Raw genomic sequence first — 24,165 nt, 5'->3', positions numbered from 1 at the left:
CTACTTCTTTCCTCCTAGTGGAAGCCTGCGCCGCAGGCGGGCCAGCAGCCGGCGCGGCGTCAGAGGTGCTACGGCGATCACGAGCTCACCCTTGTGGTTCGTCGTGGCGGTTAGGACGTGCAGGTGGCCTCCCCGCCGCTGCACCGTACGCTGCGGCACCGGCCGCGCCGGGCCGCGCAGGGCCGTCTCACCAACCGTACCGAACGCCTCGACCTCCGCCCGGACCACCTGCCGCTCGCCGCCCGGGGCGACGCCGGCGAGCAGCCGGGCGAGCGGCAGGTGCGCCCGTACCAGGGCACCGGTGCCGTCCGCCTCGACCGTGGCGTCGGCGCTGACGGCCTCGCCGGCGCGCAGCCGAACCGCGGCGGCCAGCCGCGGCAGGTCCCCCCGCGGGCTGCGGGCCGTCACCGCCAGGGTCCGGTTGCCGAGGAACGACACGGAGACGGTGTCCAGTCGGGCGATCCAGTCGGCGACCCGGTCGGTGACCTCGAACCAGCGGTCCGACATGCCGAGCCGGGGGTCCCGGAAGCCCGGGTAGCCGGCGTACCAGCGGTCGCCGTCGACCACGGCCGGCGGGATGCCCTCCTCGGCGTCCTGCCGGATGACGGCGAGCAGGTCGTCCAGCTCCCCGTACCGGGCGGCACCCAACCGCACCCGCGACTGGATCGGCAGCTGGTCACGGACCTCGTCGGTCAGGTAGCGCTCGACCAGCACGCGTACGCCGGCCTGGACCTGCTCCTGCACGCTCCGCTCCACCGCTAGGAAGTCGTTCTCCAGCAGCTTGGCGACTTCCCAGGTGAAGTGCCGCAGCAGGATCGCGTCGCGGTGCTTGCCCGCCTCGACCAGGCCGGCGACGAACTCCACCAGCGACTCGGCGCAGCGCAGCCGCTCCAGATGGCGGCTGCGGTAGGTGATGTTGCGGGCGTTGAGCCGGCGCACCGCGTAGTAGTAGTCGTAGTCGGCCAGCACGGAGACCCGGCGGGCCCGTACGCAGGCCTCGATGGTGAACGGCTGGTCGCTGCCGACCGGCATGTCCTCCGGGTACCGCAACCCGTGCCGCTCGATCAGGTCCCGCCGGAACAGCTTGGTGTTCGACAGGGACCAGGGCAACGCCGAGTCGAACAGATCCAGGTCGGGCTCGGTTCGGGCGAAGACCGCCTGGTGGATGTAGCGGCTGTTGACCCCGACCGTCCGGCCCAGCACGACGTCGGAGTCGTACCGGTCGGCCGCCGTGACGAGCCGCTCCAGCGCCTCCGGACCGAGGTAGTCGTCGGAGCCGATGAAGAAGACGTACCGGCCGGTGGCGTGCTCCAGGCCGCGGTTGCTGGGCGCGGCGGGCCCGCCGGAGTTGGGCTGGTGGATCACCTTGACCGTGCCCGGGTAGAGCCGGGCGAACCGGTCCAGTTCCCGGCCGCTGCCGTCGGTGGAACCGTCGTCGACCGCCACGACCTCCAGCCGGTCCCGCCCGATCGTCTGCTCCACCAGCGAGGTGAGGCAGCGGGTGAGATACGGCATGGTGTTGTAGACGGCGGTGATGACCGTCACGTCGGGTGGGGTCACCGGGCGGCTCCCACCGGCGGCTGCGGCGCGCCCGGCTCCGCCGGCGTGCCGGCCACGGCCCGAGGGCGGTCCGGCAGCAGCCGGGAGTAGACACCGTCGAGCACCTCGGCCTGCGCCTCCCAGGTCCAGTTCGCCAGCAGGCCGGGGCGGTCGTAGGCGGCCCGGTAGCGGGCCGGGTCGGCGAGGACGACGCGCACCGCGCGAACGTAGTCGGCCACGTCCTCGGCGCGGAACACCTCGCCCTGGCCGGTGGACCGCACGGTCTCGGCCATCGTCTTCACGTCGCTGACCACGAGCGGCAGCCGGGCGTGCGAGTACTCGAAGAACTTGGTGATCAACGCGATCTCGTGGTTGGGCCAGTGGTGGATCGGGATGACCCCCGCGTCGGCGCCGGACAGGAACGGCACCACCTGCCAGTGGGCCACGTAGGGCAGCGCGTGCACCCGGTCGGCGACGCCGAGCTTCGCGGCCCGGGCCAGCACCCCGGAGACGTACGGGCCGGTCGGCTTGTTGACCACCAGCGCCACGTGCACCCCGGGCAGCTGGGGCAGCGCGTCGACCATGATGTCGAGACCGCGCTGGCGGGCGGCGGCCCCGCTGTAGACCAGCAGCGGCACGTCGGGACCGATGCCGCAGAGTGCGCGCAGGTCCGGCGCGGGGGCGTCCGGGACGAGCTCCTCGTGGTGCGCGGCCGGCGCGTTGAGCACCACGTCCGGCAGCTCGGCGAGCCCGTGCTCCCGCCGCAGCAGCTCGGCCAGGTCGCCGGAGACGGTCATCACGGCGTCGGCGTACGGGGCGTACTCCCGCTCGTGCGCCCGGTGCGCGGGGAGCCAGCGGGCGTTGTCCCGCCACGGCTTGAGCCCGGGCAGGAACTCGTGGGCGTCCCAGACCACCTTGATCTCGCGACCCTCGACGGCGGCGCGGATCTTGGCCCGGGCAGCCACGCCGAGCATCCGGAAGTCGTTGGCGTGGATCAGGTCCGGGCGCAGCTCGTCGACCACCGGCCCGTAGGCCAGCTCGTAGTCCCACAGGCCGGGCTCCAGCCGCCGCCAGGCGCCATCCCCCTTCGCCAGCTGCCAGAACAGGGTGTACGCCCGGTCCCAGGGGTTGCGGAACTTCCGGCGGGTACGGGCGCGGGTCAGCTGCCAGTAGCGGAAGGAAACCCATTTCTGGGTGACCTTGGCGGCCAGTTCCTCGGCCCGTAGCGCCCGCCGACGCAGGCCGAGCCGGGGCGTGGCCGGGTCGGCGAGGGCCAGCCGGGCGGCACGCACCGCCAGATCGGCTCGCCACGCCTTGACCGCCTGGGCCCGGTGCGGGGCGATCCCGCTCGGCGGGTACGCCAGCGGCCACCGCAACCAGGCGCGGCGGAACTCGTGCCGCCGGCGGGCGAGCGGATCGGGCATGGGCAGCAGCCGCACCTCGGCCCCACCGAGCCGCCAGGTCTCCGGCGCCCCGTGCGGGGAGCGGCCGAGCAGGACGACGTCCCACCCGGCGTCCGCGGCCGAACGGGCGGCCTTCTGCACCCGCGAGTCGCCGTTGACGCCGTTGTCGACCAGCATCACCAGCCGTCCCCGGGCACGCGAGGCCGCGACCGCAGTGTCGAGCTCCATCTTCCGCCTCTCCGCTTTTCGGACGTTCCGAGGACCCGGCGAGTTTACGGCACCCTTCGGGCCATCGACCGTCACCGTCCCGGCCGGCAGCGGGTGCGGCGCAGCCGGATCCGCCACCTCAGCCGGCCGCGCCAGCCCTCACCGATACGCCCGGATTCGTCCCCGCCGGCCGCTTCGCCAGCAGCCTCGTGTACACGCCGTCGAGCACCTCCGCCTGACGCTCCCAGGTCCAGGCGTCGAGCAGTTCCGGACGGTCGTACGCCGCCCGGTAGCGCTGCGGGTCGGCCAGCACCGCCCGTACGGCGCGAACGAAGTCGTCAACGTCGTCGGCCCGGAACACCTCACCCTGGCCGGTCGACCGGACCGTGTCGGCCATGGTCCGTACGTCGCTGACCACCAGCGGCAGCCGGGCGTGCGAGTACTCGAAGAACTTGTTGCTCAGCGCGATCTCGTGGTTGGGCAGGTGGCGCAGCGGGCTCAGCGCCGCGTCGGCGGCGGAGAGGAAGGCGGCCACCTCGTGGTGCGCGACGTACGGCAGCACGTGCACCCGATCGGCGACCCCCAGCGCGGCGGCACGCGCCTGGAGCGCGGCGATCGACGGGGTCGAGTCCTTCCCGGGGGCAGCGAGACCAGCGCCAGGTGCACCTCGGGCAGCTTCGGCAACGCGGCGACCGCCACGTCCACACCACGCACCGGGGCGATCGCGCCGGAGTAGGCGAGCAGGGGAACCTCCGGACCGATCCCGCAGAGCGCCCGCAGGTCGGGAGCGGGAGCGGCCGACCCACCGCCGGCAAAGGCGACATTCGGCGCGTTCATCACCACCGCGGGACGTTCGGAAAGCCGATGTTCGCGCTGGAGCAGCTCGGCCAACGCCTCGGAGACGGTCACCACCGCGTCGGCCACCGGGGCGTACTCCCGCTCGTGGGCGCACTGGGCCCGGAGCCAGCGCCCGCGGCTCAGCGCCGGGTTGAGCCCGGGCAGGAACTCGTGGGCATCCCAGACCAGCTTCGTCGGACGCCCCGCGGCCCGCGCGCGCAGCGCGGCCCGGGCGCCGACGCCCAGCATCTTGTAGTCGTTGGCGTGGATGAGATCCGGTCGCAGCTCGTCCACGACCGGGCCGAACGCGAGCTCCCAGTCCCACAGGGCCGGCTCCAGCCGGCGCCAGGCCCCGTCGCCGCGGACGGCCTCCCAGAACCAGGTGTAGAAGCTGTCGACCGGACCGCTCAGCTTCTTCCGGGCCTGCTGCCCCCGGGTGAGCTGCCAGTAGCGGAACGAGACCCACTTCTGCGTGGCCCGGGCGGCGATCTCCTCGGCCCGCAGCGCCCGCCGTCGCCAGCCGGACACCGGCCGGCCCGCCCGATCGGCGAGGGTGAACTCCGCCGCCCGCAACCGCAGGTCAGTGCGCCACGCCCGCATCGCCTGGGCGCGGTGCGCGGCGACCCCGTTGGGCGGGTACGCCAGCGGGCCGCGCCGGAGGACCCGGCGGAACTCGTGCCGCTTGCGGCGCAGCGGGTCCGGTACGGCGATCAGGCGTACCTCCGCCCCGCCGAGCCGCCAGGTCTGCGGCTGCCCGTTCGGGGCGCGGCCGAGCAGGATCACCTCCCAGCCGGCGTCGGCGGCCGAGCGGGCCGCCTTCTGCACGCGGGAGTCGCCGTGGACCCCGTTGTCGACCAGCATGACCACCCGGCCCCGGGCGGCCCGCACCGGTGCGGCGTCGTCGAACCCCATGCTGAATTCTCTGCCTTTCGCCCGAGAAGCCGGCGATCTCACGCCGACGCCCGCTGTCCCCGCGCCCGCGCAGGACCCTGCCGAGGGTACGTCAGCGCACCGGCCCGCTGCCGTCGGCGTGGCCCTCGGGAACGGGGACGCGGACGCCGGCCCCGGCGCTCAGTTCAGGTTGTCCCAGAGGCCGGAAATCAGCACCGCCTGCCCCACCGAGAGCAGGACCAGTCCGGCCACCAGCGGGCCGGACCAGCGCCCGAGACCTCGGCTCCACCGATCGACCAGGAGCCCCGCCGACGCGGCGACCAACGGGTAGAGGAACGCCCAGGTGCGCTCGACCTCGCCGGGACGCAGCTTGGTGACAACGGGTGGCAGGGATGCCCAGACCACCATGATCAGGACGAGCACCAGCGGCAGCACAGCCCGACGGCTGCCCAGGGGCGGGCGGAACAGGGCGACGACGCCCAGCGCGGCCAGGGGCAGACCGGCGTAGATGAGCCACGCCGACGGGCTGGCCACGATCCAGTACGGATCGTACGCACGTTCGGCTCCCGGGGACGACCGGTAGGAGGCCAGCACGTCGATCCCGAGCGTCAGCCGGGCCAGGACGACCACGGCCAGCCCGCCGGCCACCGATGCGCCGAGCAGCCGGACCGAGGCACGCGCGCTTCGGGTCTGCACCAGCACCGCCACCGTAGCGGCCAGCGCGATGAACGAGGTGGCGAAGGTCAGCAACGTGGCGAGCCCGAGGACAGCGCCCGCGACTGCCGCGACCGGCGTGGAGCGCCGGTGGATGGCGAGCACGAACAGGGCGACGCTGCCCGAGATCACCAACGCGAAGATCATGTCCATGCTGCTGTAGGCCAGCAGGAGCGGTCCGGGCGCGGCCACGAACAGCACGGCGGCGATCCGACCGGCCCGCTCCCCGCCCAGCAGCCGGCCGATCGCCCACGCGTTCACCGCCGCCGCGAGCGCGAGCACGGCGATGATGACGGCGATCCGCAGGGAGTGCTCGGCGCCGACGAGGCGGAACAGCCCGTACAGGAAGATGTGGATCCCGGGCGGGTGGGTACGCGAGTTGTAGGAGTGCAGCTGGGTGGTCATCTCCGGGTGCCGCTCGGCGAAGCCGCGTACCCCCAGCTCGTCCAGGAAGTGCAGATCGCTGGTGTAGTACGGCGAGTTCTCGTCGGTCGACACGCCCCGCACGAGGTCGTGCCAGTCCCCGCGGACCAGCCCCACGGCCGTCGCGACGAGCACGCCCCCGCCGACCACCAACCCCAGCACGGCCCACGATGGGATCCGGCGGGAGGCGGTCACCGCCCAGCCGACCCCGGCAAGCAGCAGCGCGGCCGGTACGACGACCAGCGTGAGCGGATCCCAGGTGGGGTCCCAGACGCCGTAGATCGGCGGATGGCTGAACGCGCCGAACCGGATCGGCGACCGGTGCCGGCCGTAGTACAGGAAGGCCGCCAGGAAGGCAGCCATCCCGACCAGGGCCAGCAACGGCCACCACCGCCAGCCACCCGCCTCGGGCGCCGGGGCCTCGCCGGCGGCGGTCACGCCGGCCGGGGCGACACCGCCATCCGGCGGATCGTCGAGCCCATCCCGCACGCCAGCTTCTCTGCCGCTCACTCGACGACCCACCCCCGGAGTTCTCCGCGCGCCACGTTCCGGGCCACAGCTCGCTGCGGCGTGTGCATGTTAGTGGAATCGATCTCCGAACGGGTCTCGCCGCACGCGGGGTCCAGGTCGGACCTCGACGGTCACCGTTATCGGCCCGCCGGTTAACCTTCCGACGGTGAACACTCCCAGCCCCGCCGTCCTGCACCCGGCCGCGGCCGAGCCAACCCTGCCGGCGTCCCCGGCCGCACCGCCCGCCCGCCAGTACGGTCTCGACGGACTACGCATCCTCGCCATCTGCGGGGTGGTGGCGATCCACGTGGTCGGGCTCTACGTCGTCAAGGCCGATCACCGGAGCGGCGGCCGCTGGTGGCTGGCCACGGCGATCGACATCGGCGCGATCTGGACGGTGCCCGTCTTCGTGATGATCAGCGGCGCGCTGCTCCTCTCCCCCCGGGCGCACCGGGCCGGACCCGCGGTGTTCTATCGGAAGCGGTTCGTCCGGATCCTCCCCGCGCTGGTGGTCTGGCACCTGGTCTATCTGCTCGTCGTACGGGTGGCGCTGCGCGGCGAGGAGCTCGACCCGACGAAAATCGGGACACTGCTGATCGACGCCCGCGTCTACACGGCGCTGTACTTCCTGTGGTTGATCGCCGGGCTGTACGTCATCACTCCGGTCCTGGCCACCTTCCTCGCGGACGGGGGCCGGCGCCGGGCGTACGTCACCGCGGCGGTGGCGCTCGGCTGGACGATGGGCGCGTTCATGATCAGCGGCGCGGCGAGCCTGCTCCACGCGCCCCGCCCGATCAGCCTCGGCGCCTGGACCATGTGGTGGCCGTACGTCGGCTACTTCCTCGCCGGCTGGGCCCTGCACCACGTACGGCTGCGCGGCTGGCGGCTCGTGGCGGTGCTGCTGGGCACCGCGGTCCTGCTCGCCGAGGGGGTGTGGCGGTGGGGCAGCAAGCCGGACCTGCCCGTGGTGCAGGCGCTCTTCCCGGTCAGCTACGTGGGCACCACCGTGGCGCTCGCGGCGATCGGCGTCTTCCTGGTCGGGATCAGCCTCGGCGCCCGGCTCCGCCCGTCCGAGCGGATCGGCCGGCTCATCGTCCGGCTCTCCGACGCCTCCTTCGGAGTCTTCCTGGTGCACCTGCTGCTGTTGGCGCTGATCCAGTGGGCGTTCCCGGAGTGGCCGCTCGGCAAGTCGCTCACCGCCACGCTGCTCACCTGTGTGGGGGTCATCGTCGGGTCCTTCGCGGTGTCGCTGGGCGCGGCCCGGGTGCCGTACCTGAGGGCGATCTTCTGAGCGCGCGCCCACGTCCAGGGGCTCGACACGGTTCCGCGGCCGCGCCGAGGCGCGGCCTGACCGGCTCACGGGTGGCCGAACCCCGGTCACCCGGTGTAGGAATGGACGGCGACGATTCGGCGAAACCTGGTCGGAAACCCCCAGGGCTGCCGGGTGTCGGCGCGGCCCGTGACGTATGGTCCTACGCCGGGACCGCTGCTTCCCCCGGCGGCTGGACCCGCCACCGCACACCCCCTACCGGTACTCGACGTGCAGGAGATGTTCAGTGAAGGTCGTCAGCGTAGTCGGAGCCCGTCCGCAGCTGGTCAAGTTGGCGCCGATCGCGGCCGCCTTCGCCGGCAGCGGCCACGAGCACGTGATCGTGCACACCGGGCAGCACTACGACGCCGACCTCTCCGACGTGTTCTTCACCGGCCTGGGCATCCCCGACCCGGACGTCCACCTGGGCGTCGGCTCCGGCAGCCACGGCGCGCAGACCGGCGGCGTGCTGACCGCCATCGACCCGGTACTGGCCGAGCAGCGCCCGGACTGGGTCCTCGTCTACGGCGACACGAACTCGACGCTCGCCGGTGCGCTCTCGGCGGTGAAGCAGCACATCCGGGTCGCCCACCTGGAGGCCGGGCTGCGCTCGTTCAACCGCCGCATGCCGGAGGAGCACAACCGCGTCCTGACCGACCACGCCGCCGACCTGCTGCTCGCCCCGACCGAGGAGGCGCTGCGGCACCTCGCCAACGAAGGGCTCGCCGAGCGCGCGGTGCTCAGCGGCGACGTGATGGTGGACGTCTGCCTGCGGGTCCGCGACGCCGTGCTCGCCGGCGAGCACGCCCGCCCGACGCTGCCGGACGGCATCGACCCCGACCAGCCGTACCTGGTGGCGACGCTGCACCGGCCGGACAACACCGACGATCCGGCCCGCCTGGCCGCGCTCGTCGCCGCGCTGGCCGACCTCCCGGTCCCGGTGGCGCTGCTCGCCCACCCGCGGCTGGTGGCCCGCGCCACCGAGCAGGGCCTCAAGCTCAACCAGGGCGCGGTGCACGCCGGCCGCCCGCTCGGCTACGCCGGCCTGGTCGCCGCCGTCCTCGGCTCCGTGGGTGTGGTGACCGACTCCGGCGGCCTGCAGAAGGAGGCGTACCTGCTCGGCCGGGCCTGCACCACCCTCCGCCCCGAGACCGAGTGGGTGGAGACCCTGGAGGGCGACTGGAACCGCCTGATCCCGGACCCGGACGCGCTCGGCCGGCCCGCCTGGATCGAGGCGGCCACCCGCCCGACGCCCAGCGCTGAGCAGGGGCTCCCCTACGGCGACGGCCACGCGGCCGAGCGGGTGGTGGAGATCCTCGCCCAGCGCCTCGGGTAGCCGTAACCGCAGCAACCCCGGCTCGGCTCTGGGCGGCGGAACCGGGTGGTAGCGTGACGCGGCCCACACGCCGCACCGCAGGGAGGAACAGTCGAGTGACCCCAGCTTCCACCAGCGATGTCGCCATCGTCACCGCCTGGTACCCGACGGCACAGCGGCCTTTCCTCGGTGCCTTCGTCCAGGCGATGGTCGAGGCGACCGCCCCGGGATGCGACCGGGTCACCGTCTACCACTGTGACGAGTGGGGCTACCGCCCCACCCCGGAGCAGGAACGCGCGGTCACGCAGGCGCACCACCAGCTGCTCCCGCACACCCTGCGCCCGGTCCCGACCGCCGGCGGGGCGGCCTTGCTGAACCTGCCGGTCCTGTTGCCGATCGGCCTGCCGCACGCGGAGGTCGCCCGCCGGCACGAGGCGACCCTCCGTGCGGCGCTGCGGGGCGAAAAGCTCTCCGCGTCGGTGGTGCACGCGCACGTGGGTCTCCCCAGTGCCTGGGCCGCCCTGCAGAACACGCACCCGGACACCCCGGTCTTCGTGACCGAGCACGCGACCTATCTGGACACGCTGCTCGCTCAGCCCGAATCCCGGGCCATGTACGAGGAAGTGCTGCGCCGGTGCGCGGGATTCTTCGCGGTGGGACGGGCCGTCCGGGACCCGCTGGTGGCGGCCTTCCCGCAGCACGCCGACCGGATCAAGTTCATTCCGAATCCGGTCTCCTTCGCCACCACCCGACCGACTCCGGTCACCGAACTGCGCCGCTGGCTGTACGTCGGTGGGCTCATCCCCCGCAAGGGAGTGCGACGGCTGCTGTCCGCCTTCGCCACGTGCCGTTCGGAGGACCCCACGCTGTCCCTGACGCTGGTCGGCGACGGAAAGCTGCGCGGCGAGCTGGCCGACCTCGCCGCCGAGTTGGGCGTCGCCGAGGCCGTACGGTTCACCGGTCCGCTCCCCCCGGCGGAGGCCCTGCGGCTGATGCGTGAACACGACCTGCTGGTCCATGCCAGCCAGTTCGAGACCTTCGGGATGACCGTGGTGGAGGCATCGGCGGCGGGGATGCCCGTGCTGGTCACCCGCTGCGGTGGCCCCGAGGAGATCCTGGCCGGCATCGAGGAGTCCGCCGGCGAGTTGGTCGAGGTGTCGGAGGACGCGGAGTCGCTGGCCGAAGGATACCGGCGCCTGCGGGCCCGCTTCGCCGCCGGCATGGACCTGTCGCCGGCCCGCCGGACCCTGGCCGGGCGCTACGGCTACGAGGCGGTCGCCGAGGCGCACCACAATGTCTGGTTCCCCGCGCCGGCACCCGCCGTGCCGGCCGAGCCGAATCCGGAGCGTGCGGTCCGATGAGCACCCAGGTTGTCTTCCTCGCCCTCGGGGCCACCCGACGACGGGCGGTCGTCGAGGAGTCGGCGCAGGTGGTGGCCGACGGCGGAGACGCGGTCGTGGTGGTCGCGAAGCTCAGGGCGTGGCGCAACGAGAGCTTTGCGCCGCAGGTCCGGGTGGAGGAGCTGGCGAGCCTGGAGCTGCTGCACCCGCCCTTCCTGGCGGCACAGCGGATCATGTACCACGCGCCTCGCCGCGCCTTCGGCGCGCTCGGCCGAGGGCGGCTGAAGTCCTTCTCGGAGAAGGCCGGCCAGGCATACGAGCAGAAAGTCGCCCGACGCGTCCACAACCGGCTCGTCGCGCCCGCCCTTCGCCGGTTCACCCAGGATGTCCGGCACGAGGTGCTGCACCGGTTCGTGCTGCGGCACTCGTCGTTCGACCTGATGGTGGTGAGCGACCCGGCCTCCGTCCCGGTGGCCGCACGGTTGGTCGCCGACGGACTGACCGAGGTACCCGTCTCGTACGGCCTCGTTGACCTGCCCCTGTCTACCGTTTCCGGAAAAGCTGATGCCGATCAGAGCTAAGGGCCGGCGTCCCCGGGCGCTCTACCTCTCCTTCTACTTCCCGCCCTCGCGCGCCAGCGGCGTCTACCGGTCGCTCGCCGCGGCCAACCACCTCACGGCCCGGGGCTGGGACGTCACCGTGTTCGCGGCACCGCTGAGGTTCCTGAAGGATGCGGTCGGCTCTCTCGACGAGAAGCTCGCCGACGCGGTGAACGAGCGTATCCGCGTCGAGCGGCCTGGGCTGAACCAGTTCATCTGGGAGCGGGACGTCCGAAAGTACAGCCGGTTCCGCCAGCTCCTGCCCGTCACCGCCCGTAACCTGTACCAGTTCGGTCAGCGCATGTTCCCCGAGCACTACGCCTCGTGGGCCTGGGCATCGGTGCGCAAGGCGCTGCGGCTGCACACCCGCCGCCGGTTCGACGTGATCGTCGCGACCGGGAACCCGTTCGCCTCCTTCGCCGCCGCCTGGCTGATCCACCGCCTCACCGGCGTGCCGTACGTCCTGGACTACCGCGACTCCTGGACGCTGGACCTCTTCGCCGAGAAACCGGCCTATCCCGCCGGGCATCCGGTCTGGGCCTGGGAGAAGCGGGTGCTCTCCAGCGCCTCGGCGGTGCTCTTCGTCAACGAGGCGCTCCGCTCCTGGCACGCCGAACGGTATCCCCAGGTGGCCGAGCGGATGATGGTGGTGCCGAACGGGTGGGATCCGGACCTGCTCGCCGAACCAGAACCGGTCGGGCCCAGCGGGGCCGGTGACGCCGCGCCGACGAGGACGGCGGCCGGGCTACGTTTCTCCTACGTCGGCACCGTCACCGAGGCGCAGCCGGTGGAGGAGATGGTCGAGGCCTTCCGCCTGGCCCGACGCCACCCCGACCTGGCCAGCGCCACCCTGGACATCTTCGGCCACCTCGGCTTCTTCCAGGGCAGCCAGATGAAGCTCCTGGACCGGCTGGGTCTCGACCCGGGGGTCGAGCGTCCGGCCAACCCCGAGACGGGTGTGCGTTATCGCGGGCCCGTGTCCAAGACCGAGGTCGCCCGGGCGTACGCGGAGAGCGACGTGCTGGTCTTCCTCGTCGGCGGCGCCCGTTACGTCACCTCGGGAAAGATCTTCGAGTACATGGCCAGCGGCCGGCCCATCGTCTCGGTGCACGCGCCCGGTATCGCGGCGACCGAGGTGTTGACCGGCTATCCCCTGTGGTTCAACGCGGACAGCCTGGACCCGGAGCAGATCGCCCAGTCGATGATCGCCGCCGGCAAGCTGGCCCAGGACATGACGCCGGAGCTGCGGGCGGCGGCACGACGGCACGCCGAGACGTACGCCCGGTCGGCGGTGCTCGCCCCGCTCGAGGCGAAGCTGCGGGTGCTGGCGGGCGCGGCCGACAGGACGGGCGAGGGGGTGGACCGGTGACGGCCGGAGACCGGATCAGTGGCCGGGACGAGGCGGCGGGCGAAAAGCAGGCGAGCGGCGTGGTGTCCGACGCCGGCCGGCCGGGCCGGCTGGTCGTCCTGTCGCTGCTGAACCAGCCACCCGAGCGGGTCGCGGAATACATCGGTCATCTGGTCGCCCGGGGGGACCAGGTGGAACTGCTGGTGGCCAGGCCCGAGCAGTGGCGGGAGCTGGACATCCAGCCGGCGCCCCGGATCCACGCCCCGGACCGGCCGGAGGAGCAGTTCCTGGTACGCCGGGTGGAGAGGCTGCTGGTCTTCCGCGTTCCGGGTGCCGTGACCGCCGCCGTCGAACGCCTCTCCGAGCGGAGTTTCGCCCGCCCGCTGCGCCGGCCCGCGGCACTGCTCGGCCGGGCGCAGCGGCGGGTCTCGGGGGCGGTGCACGGCCGGCTCTTCATGCCGGCCTACCGGGCGTTGCGCCCGCTGCTACTCTCCCGCGACTTCAACCGGGCGATCAACGCCATCGACTTCGGCTCGGTGGACCGCATCGTGGCCAGCGACGTCTATACCGTCACGCTGGGTGCCCGGCTGGCCAAGCGGTTTTCCACCATCCCGGTCACGACCGGGATGGAACTCTAGGCCACCAAATCACCGGACCCGGGCGCTACGACGGCCCGACCGGGGACGAAATCCGGCGACGGCCGGCCAGCAGCGCGCTGGCCGGCCGTCGCCGCTGTTTCGTCAGCTCATGAGGAACGGCATGAAGGCGCTCGCGGTACGCCGACCGTCGTGGAAGTCACGGGCGTACGCCACCGACTCCGCGCCGATCCGCGCCGCGTTCTCCCGATCGTCGAGCAGCGACTCGATGGCCTTCCGCAGGGTGCCCGGGGTCGCGTTGACGATCGGCGGCCGGGCGCCGAACTTCAGGTGCATCTCCTCGTTGAGGAATGCCACCACCGGCCGCCCGGCGGCCATCGCCTCCACGGCGAAGGTGCCGTAGGCGCCGGTGGCGAACTGGTCCAGCACGATGTCCGCGGTCTTGACCAGCTCCTGGAGCTCGGCCCAGTCGAGCCGCTCGGCCAGCTTGAGTTCGATCGTGCCCTGGTCGTGCATCTCGTTGAGGACCGGCAGGATGCGATCCGTGCCCTTGGTCCAGCGGGCCGAGGGGGCGTGCAGCACGACCGGGCGCGGCCGCTGCATGACCGGGTGGTCGCTCGCCCATGCCTGCACGTCGACCACGAGCGGCGCCCAGGTGGCCGTGGGCAGGTCCTCCAGCAGGTCCGGAGTGGTCACAAAGAGCGGAAGCCCGGCTTCGTCGGCGATCCGGCGGTTGCGCTCCGCCCGCACGGTGAGCACGTCCAGGATCCCGTCGGGCGCGTCCCGGAAGAGCGAGTACTCGTGCCGCTCAAGGTGGCGCCCGGGGTGCCGGATGTCGCTGCCGTGGGCCAGGAGGGCGACCTTGATCTGCGCCCGGCGCAGGGCCGGCAGGTCGGCCTGGATGCTGTCGCCGTTCAGGTGACCGAAGACGGGCAGGAACGCGTCGACGATCATGTGGGAGTATCGCCCGATGACGCGCTGAAGCTGCTCCATCTGCACGTCGAACCGGCGGAGCCTGGCGATGTCGATGTAGACGTCGGCGGGGAACACGAAGGTGTTGGGCCCCTTGCGCATCACCACCTCGGCCGACACGTCCGGGTTCTCCCGGCAGATGGCCTTGGCGAAGGCAGCGGCCTGGCCGGCGTAGTTCGCGGGCCCGAGACCCAGCCGGACGCTGGTCTTGCCGAGCGGCCGCCACGCATCCAGCGGGCGGTCCCCGGCATTCGCCTCCGGCACCACGAGCTCTTCCTCGACGGTCCACGGCACCGGCGGCTGCGGTGGCACGGGCTTCACCGGGCAGAGCTTGCGATAGAGCCCCATCAGCGCATCGACCTGCGCCTCCCAGGACAGCTCCGTCAGGACCGGCTCGGTGATGTTCGCGACCAGTTCCTGCCGCCGGGTCATCGCCTGGGTCACCGCGGCGACGAAGCTCTCCTCGTCGTCCGAGCGGAAGACCTCACCGACCCCGTGCCGCGAGACGTACTCGCCCAGGGTCTTGACGTCGCTGGCCACCACGGGCAGGCCCGCGTGCAGGTACTCGGCCAGCTTGGTGGGCAGGGACAGCTCGTAGTTCAGCGTCCGCTTGGAGCAGATCAGGCCGATGTCGGCGGTGGAGAGGTAGTCCGGAACCGCGTGCTGCGGCACGTAGGGCACCACGTGGATCCGGTCCCGCACGTTCAGCAGATCCGCCCGGTCCAGCAGGGACTCCAGCTCCGGGCTGGTCCGTCCGGAGACGATGGCGAGGTGGAACTGCGGGAGTTCGGGCAGGGAGTTGATCGCCGTACGCAGGCCCCGTTCGGCGGAGAGCCACCCGGAGTAGACCAGCAACGGAACGTCCGCGTCGAGCCCGCAGGCCAGTCGCACCGACGGCGGGTCGTCGAGGGCGCCGATGGACTCACGGATGGGGGTGTTCCGCACCACCAACGGAAGCTCCGGCAGCCGGTAGTCCGACTGGAGCCGTGCCGCGATCTCCGGTGACACCGTGACGATCGCGTCGGACCGGTGGATGAACTCCCGCTCCACGGCGGGGAAGGCGCTCTGCATCTCGGGTCGCGGCCAGTCGACACCCGGCACGTACTCGTGGGCGTCGTAGAGCCACGCGACCCGCTCACCGCGCGCCCGCATCCGGGCCACCGTCAGCGCGGCTGTGTTGATCATGGTGATGTCGTTGGCGTGGATGAGATCCGGCTTCAGCCGCTCGATCACCGGGCCGAAGGCCAGGTCCAGATCGAGCAGATGGGGCCAGTCCTTGCGCCAATTGCCGGTCGGCCCCGACTTCCGCCCCTGCCCCTGCTCCCAGCCGAACGCCTTGACCCGGAGCTGGTGGGCGGCGCGGCGCACGCGGACCACCGCACCGAGCGCACGGCTCGGCGGCATTCCCAGCAGCTTACGGGCACCGGACTGGCCGCTGTGCCCGCGCAACCAGCCGATCTGCGCGGTGGTCTGTCGTACCCAGGCCTGGTGCAGAGCCTTCTTCCGGGCGAGATCCTGCTTGTCGGCGATGGCGAACTGGGTCACCATCTTGCGCAGCCGCGAGCCCTTCGGCAGCTGGCGCAGGTAGTTGCGGACCGGCACCCGGATGACGTCGATCGGCCCCATCTTGGTCCGCTTGACCACGTTGCCGGTCGCGGCCCCGATCAAGGTGACGTCCCAGCCCTCACGGGCGGCGGCGATGGCGATCTTCTGTACGCGCGAATCCCCGGTGATGCCGTTGGCGACGATCACCGCGAGTCGGGGCCGCCGGGCAGGCGGTGCCATGCAGGGTCCTCCTAGTGAGAGATTGGGATGCTGCTGTCCGGCCGGACGGGCCCGCCGCCCGGCCCGAGGGCCGGGTCGGCGGGCGCTGGTACCGCCTGGGATCAGGGCCGACCCACCGACTGCATGGCGTCGGGGGACGTCATCTTGCCGACCTGAATCGTGCTGCCGTCGCCGGCCGACTGGAGCAGAGCGGCGGCCACCTGGACCGTCCGGAGCCCCTGCCGGAGGGTGACGATGTCGCTCTCCTTGCCCTCGACCGCGTCGCGGAACCGCTCGTGCTCCACCAGCAGCGGCTCCCGCTTCGGAATCGCGTACCGGACCATGTCACCCTCGGCCACCCCACGGAACGCGCGCAGCGCCTCCCACTCGGTGTCGATGGCGGCGTTCGCGTAGAAGGTGAGGTCGGCGGTGAGCGTGTCGGCCACGAAGCAACCCTTGTCGCCAGTGACCACGGTGGACCGCTCCTTGAGCGGGCTCAGCCAGTTGACCAGGTGGTTCACCATCGTGCCGTCGGCGAGCTGGCCGACCACGGCGACCATGTCCTCGTGCAGCCGGCCACTGCGGGAGACCGTCCGCGCCGAGACCGACGTGTATTCCTGCCCGGTGACCCAGCTGGTCAGGTCGATGTCGTGGGTGGCGAGGTCCATCACCACACCGACGTCGGCGATCCGGTGCGGGAATGGGCCCTGCCGTCGGGTGACGACCTGGAACACCTCGCCCAGCTCCCCCGCCTCCAGGCGTACGCGCAGGTTCTGCAGAGCCGGGTTGTACCGCTCGATGTGGCCGACTCCGGCCACCAGGCCGGCGGTCTCGAAGGCCTCGACGAGCCGGCTGGCCGCCTCCACCGACTGGGCCAGCGGCTTCTCGATCAGCGCGCCGACCCCGTTGCGGGCCAGCTCCAGGCCGATCTTCTCGTGCAGCGCGGTCGGGCAGGCGACCACCGCGTAGTCGATGCCCAGAGCCAGCAGGTCGTCCAGCTCGGGCACGACCGGGGCACGCAGCGTGCCGGTGACGTCGCCGGCCGGGTCGACGACGCCGACCAGCTCCACACCATCGAGGCCGGACAGGACTCGGGCATGGTTACGGCCCATCGCACCGAGGCCGATCAGGCCGGCGCGCAGCTTCCGTCCCCCGCTCATCGGGCGCCCCCGGCGAGGTTCGCGCCCTCGGCGATGCGCTCAAGGTCAGCCTGGCTCAGCGACGGGTGCACCGGCAGCGAGATCACCTCGGCGGCGGCCCGCTCCGTCTCCGGCAGGTCCCACGGGCCGGGCTTGCCATCCTCGGCCAGGTACGGCTTGAGCCGGTGGATCGGGGTCGGGTAGTAAACCGCGTTGCCGATGCCCAGCTCGGTGAGGCGGCGCTGGGCGGCTTCGCGGTTGCCCTGGGCCCGGACCGTGTACTGGTGGTACACGTGCTTGGCGTTGTCGGCCACCGGCGGGGTCACCAGGCCGGTGATGTTCGTGTCGAGGAACTTCGCGTTCGCCCGTCGCTGCTCGGTCCACTCCGGGAGCTGGCGCAGCTGCACCCGGCCGATCGCCGCGGCGACGTCCGTGAGCCGCATGTTGGCGCCGACGATCTCGTTGGCGTACCGCTGCTCCATGCCCTGGTTGCGCAGCAGGCGCAGGGTCCGGGCCAGCTCGGCGTCACCAGTGGTGATCATGCCGCCTTCGAGCGAGTGCATGTTCTTGGTCGGGTAGAAGCTGAAGCAACCCGCGGTGCCGAAGGAGCCGACCGGCTGCCCGTTGAGCGCGGCGCCGTGCGCCTGGGCGGCGTCCTCGACCACGGCGAGGCCGTGCCGCTCGGCGATCTGCATGATCCGGTCCATCGCGGCCGGGTGACCGTAGAGGTGCACCGGCATGATCGCCACGGTGCGCGGGGTGACCGCGGCGGCGACGGCCTCGGGGTCGACGCAGAAGCTGCCGGGCTCGATGTCGACGAAGACCGGCTCGGCGCCCACCAGGCGTACGGCGTTGGCGCTCGCGGCGAAGGAGAACGAGGGGACGATGATCTCGTCACCGCGGCCGAAACCGAGCGCCATCAGGGTCAGCTGCAGGGCGGAGGTGCCGGAGTTGACCGCGACGCAGTGCCGGCCGGCGACCAGCTCGCCGAACTCGTCCTCGAACGCCTTTACCTCGGGTCCCTGCACCACCATGCCGCTGCGCAGCACCCGGACAGCCGCTTCGATCTCGGCTTCACCGATGAACGGTCGGGCCGGGGGGATGAATTCTGCGTTCAGCCCAGACATGGGCTTCCTCCTGTCGACAGGATGCTCGTTCGGGACGCGATGCTAGCCGGTCCAGTTGAGACCGAACTGGCGGGTTGAGACGGGGTCATGACCCTATGGGATCGATGACCGCGGTGATGGGGGATAGGTGAACGTCCGGTTCTGTCCGGACTGCCGGTTGGCATGCTACCTCCAGTGCGGTGGCGACGGCGGCCGCCAGTCGGGGCAGGTCCGCCGCGGACAGCGGCGCCCGGGAGACGGTGAGCCGCCAGTACAGCGGGCCAACGATGAGGTCGACCGCCAGGTCCAGATCGGTGTCGGGGCTGAGCTGGCCGCGCTCGATCGCCCGGCCGATGAGCTGGCCGCCCACGTCGCGCTGGTTGGCCCGCAGGGCCTCCTCGAGGGTCTGCGCGATGCGCGGGTTGCGGGCGGCCTCGGCCAGCAGGTCGGGAATGATCTGCGCCGCGAGCGGGTGCCGCAGCGCCCGGGACATGATCAGGAATAGCATCTCCAGGTCGCCCCGGAGGTCGCCGGTGTCCGGCAACGGCAGGCTCCGCCCCGCCACCGACGCGACGATCTCCAGCACCAGCTCGAGCTTTGATCGCCAGCGGCGGTAGATGGCGGTCTTGCTCACCCCGGCCCGGCGGGCCACCGCCTCGATGGAGAGCCTCCCGTAGCCGACCGCAGCGAGTTCCTGCATGACAGCACCGCGGATGGCCGTGGTGATCTCGCCCCGCAGCACCGCCGCTCCGGCTGGAGCGCGCCTCTTCTCGGTCGTCACGTGGGACAATGTACCGCAGCGACGGTACGGTTGCGTCCCGACGTGTTTTGAACTACCGTCCACGCATCGACGGAGCGGCGGCCCTCATCCGCGCCCACGCTCTCTGCCGTCAACGATCTTCTATCGCACTAGAGAATCGGAGCGCCTACCCATGGCCAACACGGCGGTGGCCGACGCCGACTCCGGGCTCGCCCGGGCAGAACTCGCTGCCCGACACGGCCTGACCGTCGCCGGCGCGCGACCGACCCTGACCGCGTACGTCAAGCAGATGTGGTCCTACCGGCACTTCATCACCACGTACGCGCACGCCAAGTCGGTCGCCGCGTTCAGTCAGGCCCGGCTGGGCCAACTGTGGCAGGTGCTGACCCCGCTGACCAACGCGGCGGTGTACTACCTGATCTTCGGCTACATCCTGGGTACCAGCAGGAACGTGCCCAACTTCATCGCGTACCTGTGTGTGGGTGTGTTCGTCTTCAACTACGCCCAGACCGTGGTGCTCGGCGGCACCACCGCCATCACCGGCAACCTCGGGCTGGTCCGGGCGCTGCACTTCCCCCGCGCCAGCCTGCCCCTCGCGGTGACCCTCACCCAGTTCCGGAACCTGCTCTACGCGATCGCCGTGCTGGTGTTGATCGTGCTCCTCACCGGCGAGCCGATCACCGTGCAGTGGCTGCTGGTGGTCCCGGCGATGGCCCTCATAACGATCTTCAACGCCGGGATGGCGATGATCCTGGCCCGGCTCGGGTCGAAGCTGACCGACATGAAGCAGATCATGCCGTTCGTCATGCGCACCTGGATGTACGGCTCCGGGGTGCTCTACAGCGTCGAGGTGTTCGAGAAGAACCTCCCGGCGCTGCTGGCCCAGATCGTGCACGTCAACCCGCTGCTGATCTACATCGAGCTGGTCCGGCACGCCCTGCTGGAGCACACCCCCCTGACCTCGCCGGCACCGCAGCTGTGGGCCATGGCGACGGCCTGGGCGGTCGTGGTGGGCCTGGGCGGTTTTGTCTACTTCTGGCGCGGCGAACAGGAGTACGGTCGTGGCTGAGCTCAACGCACCCGCTGACACGGCCACCACGGCCACCGGCGAGCGGATTCCCACGGTGATCGTGGACGAGGCACACCTCATCTACCGGGTCTACGGCGCCGGCACCGGCACTCCCGCCTCCCCCGTCGCCGCGCTGCGGCGGATCGTCTCCCGCAAGCCCAACCGGCCCACGCTGCGCGAGGTGCACGCGGTCAAGGGGGTCAGCTTCACCGCGTACCGGGGTGAGGCGATCGGCCTGATCGGCAGCAACGGCTCCGGCAAGTCGACCCTGCTGCGCGCCATCGCCGGGCTGATGCCGGTCAACCGGGGCGCGATCTACACCCAGGGCCAGCCCTCCCTGCTCGGCGTCAACGCCGCGCTGCTCGGCGACCTGACCGGCGAGCGCAACGTCGTGCTCGGCTGCCTGGCCATGGGCATGACCCCGGAACAGGCCCAAAAGAAGGCCCCGGAGATCGTCGCCTTCTCCGGGATCAACGAGCGCGGCGACTTCGGCTCGCTGCCGATGCGGACGTACTCCTCCGGTATGCAGGCCCGGCTGCGGTTCTCGATCTCCGCCGCCAAGCGGCACGACGTGCTGCTGATCGACGAGGCCCTCGCCACCGGCGACACCCGGTTCCGTCGGCGCAGCGAGCAGCGCATCCGCCAGCTGCGCGAGGACGCGGGTACGGTGTTTCTGGTCAGCCACTCGATCGGCTCGATCCGCGACACCTGTGAGCGGTCGATCTGGCTGGAGTCGGGCGTCATCCGGATGGACGGCCCCACCGACGAGGTGACCAAGGCGTACGAGGACTACATGGCCAGCCGCTGACGCGGCGGTCGGTTCCGACGGTCGGTGTCACCCCTCTCGCGGGCGGCGCCGGCCGTCGGGACGTCACGTCCGGACGCCGTGCACCGACAACCCGTGGAGCAGTGAGGACCGCAATGACGCAGGACCGCACCACCGCACCGGACGCCACGCCGGCCAACCCGGCACCGTGGCGCCCCGCGCGAACGGTGGCCGTGATCCTCGCCGGGGGGACCGGAACCCGCCTCGGGCTGGGCATCCCGAAGCAGCTGCTGAAGATCGCCGGCAAGCCGATCATCGAGCACACCCTGGCCGTCTTCGAGGCCGCGCCGGAGATCGACGAGATCATCGTGCTGATGGCCGCCGGCCACATCGCGGAGGCCCAGCGGATCGTCGCCGGCGCGGGCTTCCGCAAGATCAGCAAGGTGATCGAGGGCGGCGACACCCGCAACGACACCACCCGGATCGCGCTCGACGCGATCGGCGAGGGCGACGTCAACATCCTCTTCCACGACGCGGTCCGCCCACTGGTCAGCGCCCGGATCGTGCGCGAGTGCGTGAACGCGCTGTGGACGTACGCGGCGGTCGACGTGGCGATCCCGTCGGCCGACACGATCATTCAGGTCGACGAGAACGACTGCATCACCGACATCCCGGTCCGCTCCACCCTCCGCCGGGGCCAGACCCCGCAGGCGTTCCGCTCGCCGACCATCCGCGAGGCGTACCGGCGGGCCGAGGGCGACCCGGACTTCGCCGCCACCGACGACTGCGGGGTGGTGCTGCGCTACCTGCCCGGCACGCCGATCAAGGTGATCGACGGCTCGGACGAGAACATCAAGGTCACCCACCCGGTCGACGTACACCTGGCCGACAAGCTCTTCCAGCTCGCCGCCGCCCAGGCGCCCCGGCTGACCGACCACCACGGCTACACCGAGGAGCTGACCGGCCGGACCATCGTGGTCTTCGGCGGCAGCTACGGCATCGGCCACGACCTGACCGAGCTGGCCCGCGGCTACGGCGCCCGGGTGTTCCCGTTCAGCCGCTCCACCACCGGCACCCATGTCGAGCGGGCCGAGGACGTGGCCGCCGCGCTGCGGACCGCCTTCGAGGCGACCGGCCGGATCGACCACGTGGTGGTCACCGCCGGCATCCTGGAGCGGGGCGCCCTCGCGGAGATGGACCAGGAGACGATGGACCAGCTCCTGCACGTGAACTTCGTCGGCCCGGTCACCATCGCCCGGCAGTCGCTGCCTTACCTCCAGCAGACCAAGGGCCAGCTGCTGCTCTACACCTCCAGCTCGTACACCCGGGGCCGGGCCCGGTACGCGCTCTACTCGGCCACCAAGGCCGCGCTGGTCAACCTGACCCAGGCGCTCGCCGACGAGTGGGCCGAGTTCGGCGTACGGGTCAACTGCGTCAACCCGGAGCGCACCGCCACCCCGATGCGGACCAGGGCGTTCGGCGACGAGCCGGAGCACACCCTGCTCTCCGCCGAGGCGGTCGCACAGGCCTCCCTCGACGTACTCGTCTCCGACCTGACCGGCCAGGTCATCGACGTCCGCCGGGCCCCCGGCGAGCCGGCGGCCGGCGAGCAGGTCGCCGCCGTGCCCACCCAGCCGGACGCACACCCGGCGGACAACGGCGCCAGCCGCCCCGAGCTGGAGTTGTCGGACGACGGCTCCAGGTCGCGGCGCGGCGCCAGCCGCGCCGAGCTGGAGTCGTCGGAGCAGTTGCCGGCGGCGGCGACGCCGGGCCGGGCGGGAGGCGGTAGCGATGCGTGGTGACCTGGTCCGCAAGCTGCTCGCCCGAGTGCTGACCACCGGGCTGGCGGTGCTGGCGTTCCTCGTGGTGGCGCTCACCGGGGCGACCGGTTGGGGGCTGGCGATCGGGGTCCTCGCCCTGGCCGCCGCGGCGTGGGAACGCCGGGTGCGCCCCACCGCCGACGGTGTCGCCGAGTCGGTGCTCGTGGCCGCCGGGATCCTGGTCGGGTACGCCCGCCGGCTCGACGCCGGCTTCGACCCGGCGCTGGCCGCCACCGCGCTGGTGCTGCTCGGCCTGGTGCTGCTGGTGGGGCCGCTGCGCGACGCCGGCGCCCTGGAGATCCGCGCGGCCAACCTTCCGGTCCGCTCGTGGGCCCCGCTGGTCGCTGCCCGGCTCGGCGACGTGGTGCCGGCGCTGCTCGCCCTGGTGGCGGTGGCCGCCGGCCTCGCCCTGCCCGGCTGGGTGGCGCTGGCCGCCACCCTGCTGGTCGGCGCGGGCTGCGGCGCGGTCGGGCTCGACCTGGCGCGCCGGCGGTTCCGGCCGCCGGCCGGGGGCGGCCCGGTGGGCCGGGCGTTGCGCCGGCACCAGCCCGAGTTCGTGCTCTACTTCTCCGCCCCGCCCGGGTCGGAATACCAGGTCACCATGTGGCTGCCGTACCTGGAACGGATCGGCCGGCCGTTCCTGGTCCTGCTGCGCGAGCCGGAGTTCCTGCCCACCATCGCCGCCGCGACCCGCGCGCCGGTGGTCCTCTGCCCGACGTTGAAGGCCATGGACGAGGCGCTGGTCCCCAGCCTGCGGGCGGCCTTCTACGTCAACCACGGCGCGAAGAACAGCCACTGCATCCGCTTCTCCCACCTCACCCATGTGCAGCTGCACCACGGCGACAGCGACAAGGCGCCGAGCGCCAACCCGGTCTCGGCGATCTTCGACAAGATCTTCGTGGCCGGCCAGGCGGCGATCGACCGGTACGCCCGGGCCGGCGTGGAGATCCCCGCCGAGAAGTTCGTCGTGGTCGGCCGGCCCCAGGTGGAGGCGATCGAGGTACGCCGCGAGCCGGTCGCCGGCCTGGCGCAGCCGACCGTGCTCTACACCCCCACCTGGACGGGGCACCACGCCGACGCGAACTACTGCTCGCTGCCGGTGGCCGAGACCGTGCTCCGCCGGCTGCTGGACCGGGGCGCCACGGTGATCCTTCGGCACCACCCGTACACCGCGCAGAACCCGGCCTCGGCACGGCAGCTGGCGCGGCTCACCGAGCTGCTCGCCGCGGACAAGGCGGCGACCGGCCGGGCACACCTGTGGGGCGCGGCGGCCACCCGGGAGCTGACCCTGACCGAGTGCGTCAACCGCGCCGACGCGTTGGTCTCGGACGTCTCCGGGGTCATCTCCGACTGGCTCTACTCCGGCAAGCCGTACGCGGTCACCGACATGGGCGCCGACGGCGCGGACTTCGTCGCGCGGTTCCCCCTCGCCGCCTCGGGTTACGTGCTGCACCGGGACATGTCCAACGTGGACGAGGTGTTGACCGAGCTGCTCGACACCGACCCGAAGGCGGCGGCCCGCTGGGCCACCCGCACCCGTTACCTGGGCGACTTCCCCACCGAGTCGTACGCCGAGGCGTTCCTCGACGCCGCCCGGCGGCAGCTCGAACCGGGCTGGGCCCCGCCGGCCCCGCGCCGCGCCGACGCGGTCGCGCCGGACGGCTCGCCGCTGCCGCCCCCCGCCTGAGACACCCTCGTCTCCTGACCGCCCCGCCACCACCGGCGGGGCGGTCTTCTC

General features: G+C 72.1%; 16 protein-coding genes and 2 pseudogenes. 10 read left to right on the top strand and 8 right to left on the bottom strand.

The features are described from left to right. The 4 genes and pseudogenes from GA0070604_RS08730 to GA0070604_RS08715 all read right to left on the bottom strand — a co-directional run bounded on the left by GA0070604_RS08730 (position 1) and on the right by GA0070604_RS08715 (position 6,503). Entirely contained in the window at positions 1-1,560 is a 1,560-nt protein-coding gene (locus tag GA0070604_RS08730) for a glycosyltransferase family 2 protein (RefSeq protein ID WP_091117077.1), read from the bottom strand. Beyond that, entirely contained in the window at positions 1,557-3,119 is a 1,563-nt protein-coding gene (locus GA0070604_RS08725; protein ID WP_091126981.1) for a glycosyltransferase family 4 protein, read from the bottom strand. Before GA0070604_RS08725 ends, GA0070604_RS08730 begins: the two co-directional genes overlap by 4 nt. Before the next feature lie 169 nt (positions 3,120-3,288). Next, a pseudogene (locus tag GA0070604_RS08720) lies at positions 3,289-4,847 on the bottom strand (glycosyltransferase family 4 protein). 210 nt (positions 4,848-5,057) lie between these two features. After that, entirely contained in the window at positions 5,058-6,503 is a 1,446-nt protein-coding gene (locus GA0070604_RS08715) for a glycosyltransferase family 39 protein (RefSeq protein ID WP_091117074.1), read from the bottom strand. Between the two features lie 187 nt (positions 6,504-6,690). Here GA0070604_RS08715 and GA0070604_RS08710 point away from each other — a divergent pair, with 187 nt between their 5' ends. The 6 genes from GA0070604_RS08710 to GA0070604_RS08685 all read left to right on the top strand — a co-directional run bounded on the left by GA0070604_RS08710 (position 6,691) and on the right by GA0070604_RS08685 (position 13,073). Continuing rightward, on the top strand, positions 6,691-7,815 hold the full coding sequence (locus tag GA0070604_RS08710; protein WP_167363412.1) for an acyltransferase: 1,125 nt from the start codon (positions 6,691-6,693) through the stop codon (positions 7,813-7,815). A gap of 265 nt (positions 7,816-8,080) precedes the next feature. Further along, a complete protein-coding gene (gene wecB / locus GA0070604_RS08705; protein ID WP_091117066.1) occupies positions 8,081-9,169 on the top strand; it encodes a non-hydrolyzing UDP-N-acetylglucosamine 2-epimerase in 1,089 nt (362 codons plus the stop codon). Between the two features lie 95 nt (positions 9,170-9,264). Next, a complete protein-coding gene (locus GA0070604_RS08700) occupies positions 9,265-10,509 on the top strand; it encodes a glycosyltransferase (protein WP_244161796.1) in 1,245 nt (414 codons plus the stop codon). Next, entirely contained in the window at positions 10,506-11,069 is a 564-nt protein-coding gene (locus GA0070604_RS08695) for a hypothetical protein (RefSeq protein ID WP_091117063.1), read from the top strand. Before GA0070604_RS08700 ends, GA0070604_RS08695 begins: the two co-directional genes overlap by 4 nt. Further along, entirely contained in the window at positions 11,053-12,456 is a 1,404-nt protein-coding gene (locus tag GA0070604_RS08690) for a glycosyltransferase (RefSeq protein ID WP_091117059.1), read from the top strand. The genes GA0070604_RS08695 and GA0070604_RS08690 overlap by 17 nt, the downstream gene beginning before the upstream one ends. Continuing rightward, entirely contained in the window at positions 12,453-13,073 is a 621-nt protein-coding gene (locus GA0070604_RS08685; RefSeq protein ID WP_091117056.1) for a hypothetical protein, read from the top strand. Before GA0070604_RS08690 ends, GA0070604_RS08685 begins: the two co-directional genes overlap by 4 nt. 102 nt (positions 13,074-13,175) lie before the next feature. Here GA0070604_RS08685 and GA0070604_RS08680 read toward each other — a convergent pair whose 3' ends face one another. The 4 genes from GA0070604_RS08680 to GA0070604_RS08665 all read right to left on the bottom strand — a co-directional run bounded on the left by GA0070604_RS08680 (position 13,176) and on the right by GA0070604_RS08665 (position 18,754). Beyond that, on the bottom strand, positions 13,176-15,788 hold the full coding sequence (locus GA0070604_RS08680; RefSeq protein WP_091117052.1) for a glycosyltransferase: 2,613 nt from the start codon (positions 15,786-15,788) through the stop codon (positions 13,176-13,178). Positions 15,789-15,889: 101 nt separating this feature from the next. Further along, the gene (locus GA0070604_RS08675; protein WP_091117048.1) at positions 15,890-16,927 is read right to left on the bottom strand and encodes a Gfo/Idh/MocA family protein; all 1,038 of its coding nucleotides are present in this window, start codon (positions 16,925-16,927) and stop codon (positions 15,890-15,892) included. After that, entirely contained in the window at positions 16,924-18,033 is a 1,110-nt protein-coding gene (locus tag GA0070604_RS08670; RefSeq protein ID WP_091117045.1) for a DegT/DnrJ/EryC1/StrS family aminotransferase, read from the bottom strand. The genes GA0070604_RS08675 and GA0070604_RS08670 overlap by 4 nt, the downstream gene beginning before the upstream one ends. Positions 18,034-18,118: 85 nt before the next feature. Continuing rightward, positions 18,119-18,754, bottom strand: a complete 636-nt coding sequence (locus GA0070604_RS08665) for a TetR/AcrR family transcriptional regulator (RefSeq protein WP_208602243.1) — start codon at positions 18,752-18,754, stop codon at positions 18,119-18,121. A 190-nt stretch (positions 18,755-18,944) separates the two neighbouring features. On the opposite strand from GA0070604_RS08665, the gene GA0070604_RS08660 reads away from it, so the two are divergent. The 4 genes and pseudogenes from GA0070604_RS08660 (at position 18,945) to GA0070604_RS08645 (ending at position 24,114) form a co-directional block, all read left to right on the top strand. Beyond that, the gene (locus tag GA0070604_RS08660; RefSeq protein WP_091117037.1) at positions 18,945-19,841 is read left to right on the top strand and encodes an ABC transporter permease; all 897 of its coding nucleotides are present in this window, start codon (positions 18,945-18,947) and stop codon (positions 19,839-19,841) included. Then, positions 19,834-20,649, top strand: coding sequence for an ABC transporter ATP-binding protein (locus tag GA0070604_RS08655; protein ID WP_091117035.1), 816 nt, complete (start codon positions 19,834-19,836; stop codon positions 20,647-20,649). The genes GA0070604_RS08660 and GA0070604_RS08655 overlap by 8 nt, the downstream gene beginning before the upstream one ends. A 113-nt stretch (positions 20,650-20,762) precedes the next feature. Beyond that, positions 20,763-22,241 (top strand): annotated as a pseudogene (locus GA0070604_RS08650) (D-ribitol-5-phosphate cytidylyltransferase); the annotation flags it as partial. Positions 22,242-22,398: 157 nt separating this feature from the next. Then, a complete protein-coding gene (locus tag GA0070604_RS08645; RefSeq protein ID WP_091117030.1) occupies positions 22,399-24,114 on the top strand; it encodes a CDP-glycerol glycerophosphotransferase family protein in 1,716 nt (571 codons plus the stop codon). Positions 24,115-24,165 lie beyond the last annotated feature (51 nt).

Source organism: Micromonospora eburnea (assembly GCF_900090225.1).
Classification (GTDB): domain Bacteria; phylum Actinomycetota; class Actinomycetes; order Mycobacteriales; family Micromonosporaceae; genus Micromonospora; species Micromonospora eburnea.
This window is presented reverse-complemented; position numbering and strand designations above follow the sequence as displayed.

Bases quoted from the DNA above. Each gene is read 5' to 3' on its own strand.
- GA0070604_RS08725 (WP_091126981.1), bottom strand. From the start codon at position 3,119: ATGCTGGTCGACAACGGCGTCAACGGCGACTCGCGGGTGCAGAAGGCC.
- GA0070604_RS08695 (WP_091117063.1), top strand. From the start codon at position 10,506: ATGAGCACCCAGGTTGTCTTCCTCGCCCTCGGGGCCACCCGACGACGG.
- GA0070604_RS08690 (WP_091117059.1), top strand. From the start codon at position 11,053: ATGCCGATCAGAGCTAAGGGCCGGCGTCCCCGGGCGCTCTACCTCTCC.
- GA0070604_RS08680 (WP_091117052.1), bottom strand. From the start codon at position 15,788: ATGGCACCGCCTGCCCGGCGGCCCCGACTCGCGGTGATCGTCGCCAAC.
- GA0070604_RS08675 (WP_091117048.1), bottom strand. From the start codon at position 16,927: ATGAGCGGGGGACGGAAGCTGCGCGCCGGCCTGATCGGCCTCGGTGCG.
- GA0070604_RS08670 (WP_091117045.1), bottom strand. From the start codon at position 18,033: ATGTCTGGGCTGAACGCAGAATTCATCCCCCCGGCCCGACCGTTCATC.
- GA0070604_RS08660 (WP_091117037.1), top strand. From the start codon at position 18,945: ATGGCCAACACGGCGGTGGCCGACGCCGACTCCGGGCTCGCCCGGGCA.
- GA0070604_RS08645 (WP_091117030.1), top strand. From the start codon at position 22,399: ATGCGTGGTGACCTGGTCCGCAAGCTGCTCGCCCGAGTGCTGACCACC.